The organism is Pseudomonas sp. DG56-2 (assembly GCF_004803755.1).
Classification (GTDB): domain Bacteria; phylum Pseudomonadota; class Gammaproteobacteria; order Pseudomonadales; family Pseudomonadaceae; genus Aquipseudomonas; species Aquipseudomonas auratipiscis.
Genome location: NZ_CP032311.1, coordinates 165,252 through 178,343, shown reverse-complemented (window position 1 = coordinate 178,343; position 13,092 = coordinate 165,252). Strand labels below are relative to the sequence as shown.

General features: G+C 58.9%; 8 protein-coding genes. All 8 read left to right on the top strand.

Translation table 11 applies throughout. From position 1 onward, the window contains the following. Positions 1 to 315 precede the first annotated feature (315 nt). The 8 genes from D3Z90_RS00770 to D3Z90_RS00735 all read left to right on the top strand — a co-directional run bounded on the left by D3Z90_RS00770 (position 316) and on the right by D3Z90_RS00735 (position 13,045). On the top strand, positions 316 to 633 hold the full coding sequence (locus tag D3Z90_RS00770) for a DUF3077 domain-containing protein (RefSeq protein WP_136473961.1): 318 nt from the start codon (positions 316 to 318) through the stop codon (positions 631 to 633). Between the two features lie 270 nt (positions 634 to 903). After that, entirely contained in the window at positions 904 to 2,358 is a 1,455-nt protein-coding gene (locus D3Z90_RS00765) for an SrfA family protein (RefSeq protein WP_136473960.1), read from the top strand. Positions 2,359 to 2,375: 17 nt separating this feature from the next. After that, positions 2,376 to 5,453, top strand: a complete 3,078-nt coding sequence (locus tag D3Z90_RS00760) for a virulence factor SrfB (protein WP_136473959.1) — start codon at positions 2,376 to 2,378, stop codon at positions 5,451 to 5,453. Continuing rightward, positions 5,450 to 8,146, top strand: coding sequence for a virulence factor SrfC family protein (locus tag D3Z90_RS00755; RefSeq protein WP_136473958.1), 2,697 nt, complete (start codon positions 5,450 to 5,452; stop codon positions 8,144 to 8,146). Before D3Z90_RS00760 ends, D3Z90_RS00755 begins: the two co-directional genes overlap by 4 nt. Positions 8,147 to 8,150: 4 nt before the next feature. Next, positions 8,151 to 9,179 carry a hypothetical protein gene (locus tag D3Z90_RS00750; protein WP_136473957.1) on the top strand — a complete coding sequence of 343 codons (1,029 nt, stop codon included), beginning with the start codon at positions 8,151 to 8,153 and terminating at the stop codon, positions 9,177 to 9,179. Further along, a complete protein-coding gene (locus D3Z90_RS00745) occupies positions 9,179 to 11,134 on the top strand; it encodes a vWA domain-containing protein (protein WP_136473956.1) in 1,956 nt (651 codons plus the stop codon). Before D3Z90_RS00750 ends, D3Z90_RS00745 begins: the two co-directional genes overlap by 1 nt. 5 nt (positions 11,135 to 11,139) lie before the next feature. Further along, entirely contained in the window at positions 11,140 to 11,838 is a 699-nt protein-coding gene (locus tag D3Z90_RS00740) for an ABC transporter ATP-binding protein (RefSeq protein ID WP_136473955.1), read from the top strand. Beyond that, positions 11,822 to 13,045: an ABC transporter permease gene (locus D3Z90_RS00735; RefSeq protein WP_178084168.1), complete on the top strand. Its 1,224-nt coding sequence runs from the start codon at positions 11,822 to 11,824 to the stop codon at positions 13,043 to 13,045. The genes D3Z90_RS00740 and D3Z90_RS00735 overlap by 17 nt, the downstream gene beginning before the upstream one ends. Positions 13,046 to 13,092: the final 47 nt, after the last annotated feature.

Below are 13,092 nucleotides of genomic sequence, written 5' to 3'. Positions count from 1 at the left end.
GAATGTCAGATTTTATTTCGAACGCTCGAAATTACTGGCTGTTTGGCCGTCCTAGGAAATACCCTACTCGGTCTGTCGATGTCCGTCTGATTGTCCCTAGGAACTCGTCCCTCTAGGCTCCAATCCGTCACCGAAAACTCGGTGATCGGGTGTGGTAACCCGGGTTTGCGATTTCTTGTGCAGTCTATGGCGGCTGTACGCGGGAGGCCTTCGGGCCTGCTGGGAGCTCGCACCCGGTTTACCACTCCGTGTACAGCTGCCACCCATTCGTGTGGTAACGGGTGATGGTGTCAGCTCCAACTAGCGAGTACTGACATGAAAAAAATCGTCCCCGACCCACCTTTAGGTCATTCCGTCGCCACCGCCAACACCATCTTTGGCAGTTGCCAGGCGGGACACTCTCCCCTGTTCGCCGTCTGCTCCGGCATCGCTGCCCATGATGCGCTGGTGCATGCTTCGCTGTACCTGAGCTGCGCTTACGACACCGGCTACAAAGCCTTCGACGACATCGATCCGGCCAACAAGAACTTCCTCTGGTCGACCCTGCATTCAGTGGAGATGGCCAAAGGGCTGGTTGAAGCCTTGCTTGATGGCATAGAAGAGCGGGCCTGCAGTAACCTTAACAATCCATGACCGGCAGGCGCGGGCCCTGCTCCGCGGTCGGCTGCGCAGCAGACGTATAACCTGAATGCGCGCTGCTTCTACCCCCACCAGACAGCCAGGTTTGATTGCTTGTTTACCCCGGATCACGGTGCAAGGCCTGCCATACGGAACACATAGCAATTTGCCATCCATTTGAATTGACGACTTCTGCGCATGTCGTTAGTGTTGCTCAACATTTCGGGCGCCTCTCTCACAGGGGGCGCCCGATGCTTATTGGAAGAGCGAAAGGGTAGGACAAGGATGCGCGGAGTACTGCTACGCAGCGGTAAAAGTGAACAATTCACTGCACTGGGAGAAACGGGTCAACCGGTCTACCGGGCTGCGCTACAACTTCGTGAAGCGATTCGGCGTAAAAACCCCGACCATCCCGAGCTGATCGAGCACCTTGCAATCCCTCAAACCGACGAGCTTGGCAGCAAGATCGATTGGTACAGCGATCGCCTTGGCGATGTTATTCCCTGGAGCAGCGCGACCGAAGAAGAACGCGCACCGGCTCGTGCACAGCTGGAACTGCTGCAAAGCAAAATTATCGACCTGAGCAACGACCTGCTGGGTCTGGACGCCAATGGTCAACCTAAACCGGGGACCAAACCTGGCGCTCAAGGTGACCGGACGGTGTTCGGCAAGCTGCTGACCTGTGTAGTGCCCTTCCCTGACGAAAATTTCGTTTACCTGGTCGATGGCAAGCCTGTTCTGACTTTCTGGGGTTTTATTCACGCTGGCGCCGAACGCAGCCGAGAGCCCCTGCACTGCCTCTATCCAAAAACAGCCAAAGTCGTCGAGCCTGTTTCGCCGCCGCCAGTACCGCCCGTGGTGCCACCCGTAGTGCCACCCCTACAGCCCGAAGTCGCACCGGTTATCAACGCAGTCGCCAAACGCCCCTGGTGGCGGTATTTGCTCTGGCTGTTGGCGCTGTTGCTGTTGCTGGCCTTGCTTTTCGGCCTACGTGGTTGCTGGCCAGGCTTGGGCTTTGGCGGGTTGCCGCTGGCCGAGCTGCCTAAACACGAGGTAAACATTCCCAGCGGAAAAACAATCGAGCCTTCAGTCAATGGCCAACAAGTGCCGGGCGCGGTAATAGGTACCAATACCGATACGGGTCTGATTCAAGGCCAAGGTGACGCTGGACGCATCGAGCCTGCTCCTGAGCCCGGCGTGCTTCAAGCGCCTGAGTCCAATAACTCGGAAACGGGTGACCCGCAGGCCGACGCATCGAAAACCGAAGCGCCTCAACCCCCGGACGACAAAGCGCCCACGCCGCCACAAATTGCTGAAGACCAACAACCTCAAACACCACCTGAGCTACCAGACGAGCCGCAACCTCAGTCGGCCCAATTGACCATTCCGCCCAATGCAGGCAACGGCGCTGCAGATTTCCTTAACGGCAACTACAACGGTGCCGGCATTCAGGAAGTGGGCACCGGCAAGCCGCTGAGCCTCAAGTACGACTTCCAGAACGGCAAGGGCCAGGCCACGGTAAAACGCCCCGACGGCGTGCGCTGCAATGCTCCGGTAGTAGCGGCAATGAATGGCGGCAACTTGTCGATTACCAGTGAAGCGCAAGCAGCTTGTGCTGACGGCAGCAGCTACGACCTCCCCCAAGTGAATTGCAAACCAGGCGCCAACAGCATCGCCGGCTGCACCGGTAACTACGGTGCGAGCGAGTTCGACATGCTGATGGAACAAGCCGGCCAATAACACGAGAAGCGCATACGATGTTGCCTGAAATCACTCAGTTCGAAGAAACGGTCACGCTGGTCAGCGATACCGGAATTCAGTTCATGGACTTCGCCTTGTACCTGGGGCCCGATGAACAGGCCGGCAAGTTCGTTCAGCTCAACAATGGCATGGTTCCGACCCGCCTGTTGTGGTCCAAGGAATACAAGGACTTCTACGAGCCCGAGCCCGACAAAGTGGTTCAGGTGGAGTTCGACTCCACCGAAGACAACCATTTCCGCTTGAGCATGGAAGAGAGCCTTAAGCTGTTCGACGGCATCTGGCTACCGGTTCCCTTCTTGCGCTTCATGCCGCCATACCGTTATGACGAAGGGCCGAACAACTGGTCGCGGATGCGGCTGGTCAAGTTGCCTGAGCCTGACCTCGACGGTAATACCCACCGCCTGACCCTGGCCTTCGACTGCCGCATCATGAAGAACGTCGAAGGCGCCGCCTACCTGGCGCCAAGCGAAGAAGACGTACGCTCCGGTGTGGCCTTCAAGGTGGCTTGCAGCGCACGCGAGTATGGCTGGTTTCTGACCAATAGCTGGATCCGTGAATGGTTGACCGAACTGTACACCGACGCTCGCGCCGAATGGACGCGTGAGCGCCTGGACCGAGAGCTGCAAGGCAACCGTCACATCGCCCACTACCTCAACCTGCTGAGCCTGCTACGTCGCCCTACCCCGGCCGAACAAAGCACCGAGAAGCCCAAGGTCGAGATCCCGGAAGTCAAAGTAGTCGCCAACGATGCCCAGGGTATCGTACTGCCGATCAAGGTTGACTTGGTGCTGGACGTCGGCAACTCGCGGACCTGCGGCATCCTGATTGAGGACCACGGCCAGGCCGGTGCAGGTATGCGCAACAACTATGTGCTGGAACTGCGCGATCTGACCGAGCCACACCATATCTATAACCAGGCGTTCGAAAGCCGGGTCGAATTCACTCGTGCCTCTTTCGGCAATGACCAACTGTCGAGCAAGAGCGGCCGCCACGATGCATTCCAGTGGCCGACTTTTGCTCGCGTTGGTGGTGAGGCAGCGCGCCTGGCCAGTCGCCGTCGCGGTACCGAAGGGTCCACCGGGCTGTCCAGCCCGAAACGCTATTTGTGGGACGAGAAGTCCTACGGTCATGGCTGGCGTTTCAATACCGCCTACTTGAAAGCCAGCGACGAACCAGAAGCGATCGCCGCACCTTTCTCGAACCTGATCAACGACCTCGGCCAGGCCCTGTACCTGCCGCCAAAAAACGATATGCAGGTATTCACCCCGCATTATTCGCGCAGCAACCTGATGACCTTCATGCTTGCCGAAGTCGTGACCCAGGCGCTGTCGCAAATCAACAGCCCGGCACAGCGTTCACGCCAGGGCCATGCCCGGGTACCGCGCTTACTCAACAGCATCACCTTGACTGTACCGCCAGGCATGCCCCAGGCAGAGCGCAGCATCCTCAGCAATCGGATGTTCGAAGCCGTCGGCCTGGTGTGGAAAAGCCTCGGCTGGCATGAAGGTGACAGCAACCCATTCAAGGACAAAAGCGTCGTACCGCGCACGCCGTTGCCGAGCATCCGTGTGGAATGGGACGAGGCCAGTTGCGGCCAGTTGGTCTACTTGTACAACGAGATCAGCGAGAACTTTGCCGGTCACCCGGAAGAGTTTTTCGCCACGCTGGCCCGTCCGGACAAAACCGAAAGCGAACAAGTAACCCTGGCGACCATCGATATCGGTGGCGGCACCACAGACGTGGTGATTACTGACTACCGTCTGGATCGTGGTGCCAATGGCGGTAATGGCGCCAACGTGCACATCGTGCCTGATCAACGCTTTCGTGATGGTTTCAAGATCGCTGGCGACGACATCCTTCTGGATGTGATCCGCGAATTCATTCTGCCTTCGTTCAAGCGCGCCTTGCAGCAAGCCGGTGTACCCGCCCCGGATGCGCTGATGTCGCGCCTGTGCGGTAACGGCGAAGCCAGTGCCCAGGAACGAGTTCTGCGCCAGCAACTCAACCTTCAGGTGTTCGTACCGCTGGGCCTGGCATTGCTCAAGGCCTATGAACAATATGATCCTGAAACACCCTTGCCCGTGGTCGAACAAAGTTGGCAACAACTGCTCGGCGAGGCGAAGGTCAACGACAGTGTGCTGGAATTCGTCAATGCTGCGGTTCGCCGTGAAGTCGGCCGGGATGGCACGCTGGAGCTGCTGAGTACGCCGCTCGCGCTGAACCTTGAAGAGGTGCATCTGGCCTTTATTGGCGGGCAGATCAACATCACCAAGGTGTTGAGCGAATTGTGCGAGGTGATTTCTCACTATCCGTGCGACGTCTTGCTGTTGACCGGGCGTCCGTCACGCCTGCCAGGTATCCAGGCATTCATTCGCCAACGCCTGCCCCTGCCTCCGGGACGCATTCTGCCATTGCAGAACTACCGCACCGGTGGCTGGTATCCGTTCCATAAGAACGGCCTGATCGACGACCCGAAAAGCACGGCATCGGTTGGCGCCATGATTTGCCTGCTGTGTGCCAAGCACAGTGTGCCGAACTTCTATTTCCGCACCGCTGCGCTCAAGCCGTACTCGACCGTCAAGCATTTCGGCCAGATCGATAACGCCGGCACCATCAAGCATGGCGATGTGCTCTATCACAACCTTACCTCTGACCGCGGCCGCATCGAGTTGCCGGTTGTCGGCGAGGGCGAAGAGCGTGGTACGCCATGGCTGGAAATGCGTGGCGATATGCACCTGGGCTACCGGCAACTGGCCGCCGAGCGCTGGTCAGCTTCGCCGCTCTATACCCTGCGATTCACCACTCGTGGCAGTCGAAATTTCTCCCAGGCTGTTGGCAAGGATGGTGAAGCGCCGGTGCTGCGCATTCGCCTGGCGGTAGACGAGCCTTCGGACCTGCTGCTCGAGCAAGGACTGATCAGCGACAAGCTGATTATTTCTGATCTGAAATCGAACATTCAGGATGCCGACTTCGATTTCGAACGGGATCTTGAGCTTTCACTCAACACCATGCCTACCGGCAACCTGAGTGACAGTGACTATTGGCTCGACAGCGGGAACGTCAAAGGAAAATGAGCAAACTAACGCCAAAGCAGCAACAACTGACCGGCGCTTGGGGCGCCGTCCACAAGGGTGCAGGCGAAGCACTGACGTGGATCGAACAGGTCCGTGGCAACGCCGCCAGTGTCGAGGCCGAGGCCGACGGCCTGAGCCTGCGCCTGCACCGCGCACGCAACCTGGCCAAGAACCTGCAACAGGCCGCTGAAACGCCGATGGTAATCGGCTTTTTCGGCATGTCCCAGGCTGGCAAGTCGTACCTGATTTCCTCTCTGGCTGCCGACACTGAGGGCAATCTGACGACAGACTTCGCAGGGGAGCCTTTCAACTTCCTTGAGCACGTCAACCCTCCAGGTTCGGGTAAGGAAGCTACCGGTGTAGTGACCCGATTCAGTTCCTCGGCGCAGCCTAGCCCTGATGCCAACTATCCCGTGGAATTGAAGCTGTTCAGCGAAATCGAAGTAGCGAAAATGCTCGCCAACACCTGGTTCGAAGACTTCAACCAGGACAAATTCGATTACGAGTTCGACGAGCAACGTATTCAGTCAGCCCTTTCGGGATTCGAGGGGCGTGAAACAGAAAACCTTCAGCCAGGTGTAAGCGCTGACGATGTGGTTGCGCTTTGGGACTATCTCAATGGCAACTATGAGAAGGCGGTACGCAAACTGGGCGAGACTTACTGGCCGCGCGTTTTGAAGCTGGCGCCGCGTCTGAATTACCGTCAGCGCGCCAAGTTGTTTTCGATCCTCTGGGGCGAGCAATCGCTGCTGACTGAAGTCTACGAGCAGTTGGTTGGCGCGCTGCACAAACTGGGGCACCCGCAGACGGTGTTCGCTCCAGTGAGCGCACTGGTCGAAAAAGTGGACGGAACCTACCTTCAGGTTCAGAACATCATGAACGTCGACACGCTGGGGCGTTTGGGCACCAGCCGCGACAATCCGATTACCATCCTGCCGATGCGTGACGGCAAGCCTCAGACACCTGTTGGGATAACCATCGGCCAATTGGCCGCGTTAACGGTGGAGATGACCTTCCGCCTGACCAACCAGCCCCAGGCCGACTTGCTCAAAGACGCGGACCTGCTCGACTTCCCTGGTTACCGCACCCGTTTTCAATTGATGAAAATCGAAGAAGCCCAAGGGTCCGGCATCCAGGAAACCAATCCTGTTTCGAACCTGCTCTTGCGTGGCAAGGTCGCCTATCTGTTCGAGCGCTACAGCGACACCCAGCAGATGAACGCCCTGGTCATGTGCACCAGTACCAAAGTACAGGCGGATGTGGTCACCATCGGCCCGGTGCTGACACGCTGGATTCAAACCACTCAAGGTGCAACACCCAAAGAACGAAGCCACCGAGCACCGGGACTTATCTGGGCGCTGACCATGCTCGATGTATTCATCGGCACAACCCACGACAAGAAGAAGCAAGCGCTGCCTGAGCTTTGGCAGAACATGATGACCATGACGCTGATCGAGCGCTTCGGCAATCTGGAATGGATGAAAGACTGGTCGGGTGCGCCGTTCAACAACACCTTCCTGGTGCGCAAGCCCCGATTCGCCTGCACCTTCATTGACAGGGATGCCAACGGCGATGAATGTGCTTTCCACAGTGAACAGCACGTGCAGGATTTGACCGAGACCTTCGTCGGCCACCCTACCGTTCAACGTCATGTGAAAGATCCGCAGGAAGCCTTCGCGGCGATGCTGGGCCTGAACAACGGCGGCATTACTCGATTCAGTGACAACTTCAAGAATGTGGCCAACATTGACTTCAAATTGAGCCGCATCGAGGAACAACTACATCAGTGCCGAACCGACCTTCTGGAACACGGCATGCACGTCTGGCGCGAAGAGGACTTCGAGCAACTGCTGAACAAGAAACGCCAGAAAACCCAATACCTGCTCGATAACCTGGGCGCCGACCCGGATGTCATCGGGGATTTGATCCATGCGCTGCAATTGCCTGTCGAGCAACTGCGCGAGCTGTACCTGGGTGGCGTGTACGACATTGATGGTTTGGACGCCGAAGCGGAGTCTGAACCAGAGCCGGCACACAGGGCGCCCGCCAACAAGGCACCTGCGTTGAACTTCGGCAACATGTTTGCCAACTCTCAGGCTGAGTCTGCCGCAGCCGCGAAGAAACCCCTGGCCCAGCGCCTGACACCTGAGCAACGCTTCGCCCGCGCCGCGCTGAAGGCCTGGATCAAGCATATGCGTGATGTCGGCACACGCATTCTGCTGCTCAACAGCCTGCGCATGAGCAAAGAACTGGTCGATGCCCTCACCGAAGAGCTGATCAGTGCTGTGCGCAGCAACGCCTTCATGGCGGAACTGGATCTTGCGGTATCGCGCCGTGCGCAAGGTGGCATTCACCGTGACCAACTGGTGCAGCGTCAGGTGCTGTCCGTTCAGTTGTTGATGCGTGACTTCCTTTCCTGGTTCGGCTTGCTTGCCAAGCCTGAAGCCGAGCGGCCCAACAGCCTGTTGGGCGACCGGACGCCAGTGTTCAGCTTCTATCGCTCGGTACCGGCGGGCGACCTGCCGCAATTGTCAGAGCAGCCGACCCACCAGGAACAACGCTACCAAGTGGATTGGTTGTCGGGCCTGGCTTGGCTCACTCAGGAAAACGCCAAAAGCGGCGCCGACCCCGAAATTACCACTGAGCAGCGCCGCCAACTGGCTGTTCTGTTGAACACATTCGAAGCGAGTTGATTGCATGAGTATCAAAGTTGATGTGCTGCCGTTGGACGACAACACGCCGGGCATGGGGTGGCTGCGGCTCAGCGGTTGGACAGGCGCCAGCGAAGGGCTGGAGTATTCAGTGCAAAGCAGCCAGTCCCGTGAGTTTTTGCAGCCAGGCAAACAGTGGACAACCGTTGCCCATTGGTTCGCCCTGCCGGGGCTGACACCTGCTGAAGGTACGGACGCCCTACAGGTTCAGGTTGGCCCGGATCTGATCGACCCGCTGCTGGCTGCCAGCGGCAATGCCAACTTCCGCATCACGCTGAATCACGCGGGTCAGACTGAAGCAACCATGGTGCGTTTGGACAAGCACTTGCTGGCTTCCATCGCTTCGACTGGGGCGAAAAAGCCCGAGCTAACACCGCCACCTGCACCAGCTCCAGCTCCAGCTCCAGCTCCAATTCCCGTACCGGAGCCGGAGCTCTCTGACGCTGCACCGGAACCTCTGATCGAAACGCCCATCACTGCAGAACCTATTTCTGAACCTGTGTCGGCTAACGCTGCGTCAGTGAAGAAAAGTCGCTGGATGCCGGGACTACTGCTGTTGTTGATCGTGCTGCTGGCAGTTGCTGCTGGTCTGTGGTGGTTCAAGCAGCAGCCCGAGCCAGTGGCCAGCTTACCGCCAGCGCCTGAACCTGATACGACGACAACGGCGCCAGCACCAGCGTGCTCCTTGGAAAGCATGCAGAGCCTGCAGGAACTGGCCTTTGTCCAAAGCTGTATTCAGAAGGCCCCAGGTAGCGCAGCGCTGTTGGAAGTGATCAACGTGGCCAAGGCCAACAACAACTGCAACGTGGCTCAGCGTCTGTACGCCAACCGCGCGCAAAGCGGCGATATTCTGATCGCCACCGCCTACGCCCACGAGTACGACCCCAAGTTTCACCAGCCAAGTGAATGCTTCAAGGCGCCAGACAATGCCACTGCGGCGTACTGGTACGAGACCATTCTCGGTTTCGATGCAACCAACGCCGACGCCAAGCAGCGTTACGAGGAGCTCAAGTAATGGCTTTGCACTTGCGCACCCTGAGCGCCGCTCTGCTGGCCTTGAGCCTGAGCCCGGTTTTGCAGGCGGCTGATCAGCCGTTGCTGCAAGCCGGCAAGAAGACCCTGTTCCAGCGCGTGCTGACCACGCCCACCTGCAAACTCGGTACCGCCGCTGGTGATGCAGCTGGCACCGCGCAGCCCGCCTTCAGCCGCTTCTACGTGTACGAACGCAGCACGCTTGGTGCGCAGGAATGGCTTCGCGTCGGCCCTGATACCCAGGGCAAGAGCATTGGCTGGTTGCCAGGTGATTGCACCGTCGAATGGAAGATGCAACTGACCCTGGCGTTCACCAACCCGGCCAACCGTGACCGTCTGATGTTCTTCAAGGAACGCAGCCAGCTCGAAGGCATTCTTGACGCGCCAGACCCGGTCAGCCAAGTCGCGCCATTGCGTGCCCAGCTCAAGAAGGGTGTCGATGCGCCAGGTGTGCTGGCCCAGGAACCGGAATACTTCGTCGACCTGCAGAAGAACTTCTACCTGCTGCCAGTGCTGAGCGGCGAAGAAGTCATGACAGAAGAAGGCTTCCGTACCCGCATTCTCAACGTCGCCTCGGTGAGCAAGGCTGACGCGGCCAGCACACCGACCGCAAACACGGCTGCTGCCACCAAGACCCAGATGAAGGCCTTCAGCGCAGCAGTGGTTTTTGTCATCGACTCGACGATTTCGATGGATCCCTATATCGATCGTACCCGCGAGGCGATCAAGCGGGTGTATGCACAGATCGAGAAGGAAAATCTCGGCAAGCAGGTCAAGTTCGGTCTGGTCGCCTACCGTTCCAGCACCAAGGCCGTGCCTGGGCTTGAGTACGTCAGCAAGATGTACGCCGACCCGAACACCGTAACCGACGGTGCTGACTTCATGGCCAAGGTCGCTGACCTCAAGCAGGCCAAAGTTTCCAGCAGCACCTTCGATGAAGATGCCTACGCGGGCGTGATGCACGCTGTGGATAAGGTGGAATGGAGCCAGTTCGGCGCCCGCTACGTGGTGCTTATCACCGACGCTGGTGCCATCGATGGCACCGACAAGCTTTCGGGGACCGGCCTGGGTGCCGAGCAGGTCAAGATCGAAGCCAGCAACCCTGGCGTCGCCCTTTATACCTTGCACCTGAAAACCCCCAGCGGCATGAAGAACCACAGCAGTGCCGAAGCCCAGTATCGTGCGTTGTCCAATTACCCTGGAACCAGCACTTCGCTCTACTACCCGGTGAACGCCGGCGACGTGGAAGCGTTTGGCCGCAAGGTCGACGGCCTGGCCGCCGCTATCACTCAACAAGTGAAGTCGGCCTACATGGGTGAAGATGCCATTGGCAGCGCAACCAATGCCAAGGTTGATCCCGCCGAGAAGAAGATGCTCGAAGATGCCGCGCTGATCGGGCATGCCATGCAACTGGCCTACCTCGGCAAAACCACTGGCACTCAGGCGCCACCGGTATTCCAGGCCTGGATCAGCGACCGCGACCTGATCAAACAGAACCTGCCGACCACCGATGTGCGGGTTCTGCTGACCAAGGCCCAGCTCAGTGATTTGAGCGATGTACTCAAGCAGATCGTCGATGCAGCCAACGAGGGCATGATCTCGCCGAGCGAAATGTTCACCCGCCTGCGTTCGGTGGCCGCCACCATGGGTGCCGATCCTAACCAGCTCAAGCAAGGCTCGACCACCCGTGTCGCGGACCTCGGCGTGTTGGGTGAGTACCTGGAAGACCTGCCTTACCAGAGTGAAGTGCTCAATCTGGATGAAGAAACCTGGAAAGGCCTGGATGGTCTGGCCCAGGAAAAATTCATTCGCAACCTGAGCACCAAGCTTCGCCACTACCAGCGCTACAACGCTGATGTGGATCGTTGGGTGGCGCTGGCGCCCGGCAGCGACAGCCGCGACAACGTCTACCCTGTTCCGCTTGAAATGATGCCCTGAGTTCCATGCTAGATATCAAGGGACTGTTGGTAGAACGCGGACAAGGACCTCAGTCGCACAAAGTGCGACTTGAGACGTTGCAGTTACAGCAAGGCGAGATCTACGCAATAACCGGTGAAAGCGGCTGTGGCAAGAGCACCCTGCTCGAAGCTATCGGCCTGCTGCTGGCCCCACAATCGCTGGAGCGCTATCAATTGGGCCCTGAGGCCCTGGATGTGGCGCGGTTGCTCGCCGACGACCAACAGCCAGCGCTGGCAGCAGTGCGCTCGCGGCAGTTAGGGTTCGTTTTGCAAAATGGTGGCCTGCTGCCGTTTCTCAACGTGCGCGACAATATTCGTCTGCCTCGACGCCTGCTCGGCTTGAACAGTCGCAGCGATGCCGTGGATATGGCCGTCGATGCGCTGCGTCTTGGCCCGCTGCTCGACAAATTGCCCCAGGCTTTGTCCATTGGTGAGCGCCAGCGTGTCGCTTGCGTCCGCGCGATTGCCCACGAGCCGCGCCTGCTGTTGGCCGATGAGCCGACGGCTGCCCTTGATCCAAACAATGCTCGCCGCTTGTTCGAGCTGCTGCTCAGTCTGGTCAGTAAGCTGGGCCTGAGCGCATTAGTGGTTTCGCACGACTGGGCCTTGATCGAACACTTCGGATTGCCGCGTCTGGGTGCTGTCAACGGGGAAGGAGAAACACGCTTTGAACCCCTGGTATAAGCGCCTTGCCCTGCTGGCCCAGCTATCCCTGGCGGACCTGTGGCACGACCGCAAGGTTACATTGTGCATGGCTGCGTCGCTGGTGGCGGTGATCGCCCCGCTGCTGCTGTTGTTCGGCCTCAAACATGGCGTTGTCAGCCAACTGCAGGAAGAGTTGCTGAGCGACCCGCGCAACCTTGAAATCAAGATGCTCAGCAGCGGTCATTACGACAATCAATGGTTGGATAATCTGCGCCAACAGCCCCAGGTTGCTTTCGCCATCGGTCAGACTCGCTCGCTCAATACCCAGGCTGACTTGCTGGGTGAGCGAGGCCGTTTTGCCGACAACGTTGAAGTTATCCCTACACAGGCCAACGACCCTCTACTCAAATCGCCGTTGAGCGCATTGCAAGGCAATCAGGTGATTCTCAGTGCGCGTGCTGCCGAGCGTCTGGCGGCCAAGGCCGGCGACACTGTGCGCCTGCGCGTGGCCCGGCGTATGGACGGCATCAACGAACGCGGTGAACGCACCCTGCAAGTGCAGGCGGTACTGGAACCCGCACGATTCGCGCGCCCGGCAGCGTTCGTCAGCCCGCAGCTTCTGCTTGAGCTTGAGTATTACCGGGATGGCTATCAGGTCGCAGGTCTGGGCGGCGTCACGGGCAAAGCCATGGATGGCGTGAAGGTCGGCTATGCCCGCGCGCGCCTCTACGCTCGCGATATCGATAGCGTCGAACCGCTGGAGCGCTGGCTCAACGGGCAACGCATCGAGACCAGCAGCCGCCTGGCCGAAATCGACAGCGTCAAAGCGATCAACCACGTATTGGGGCTGATTTTCGGCGTGATTGCCGGCGCTGCGCTGATCGGCTGCATCGCCTCGCTGGTGGGTGCCTTCCTGGCCAACATCGATCGCAAGCGCCGCAATCTTGCCGTGCTGCGCCTGCTCGGCTTCGGCACTGCGGCGGTGGCCGGTTATGTGGTGTTGCAAGCATTGTTGTTGAGTGTGGTCGGCTACCTCGGCGGGCTGGCCAGCTACTTTGTCGGCAGCCTGCTGTTCGACCACCTGCTGGGCAGCAGCCAGGCCACGGGCACGTTCGTTTGTCACATCACTGTCTGGCATGGCCTGGTTGCCCTGTTCCTAGCCTTCCTTGTCGCTGCCCTGGTCGCCCTGATCGGTGCCCTACGGGCGATAAACATTCAACCTGCGGAGAGTCTGCGTGAGCTTTAAAGCCTGCTGCCGTCTACTACTTGTGCCCCTGAGTTTCGGCTACCTGC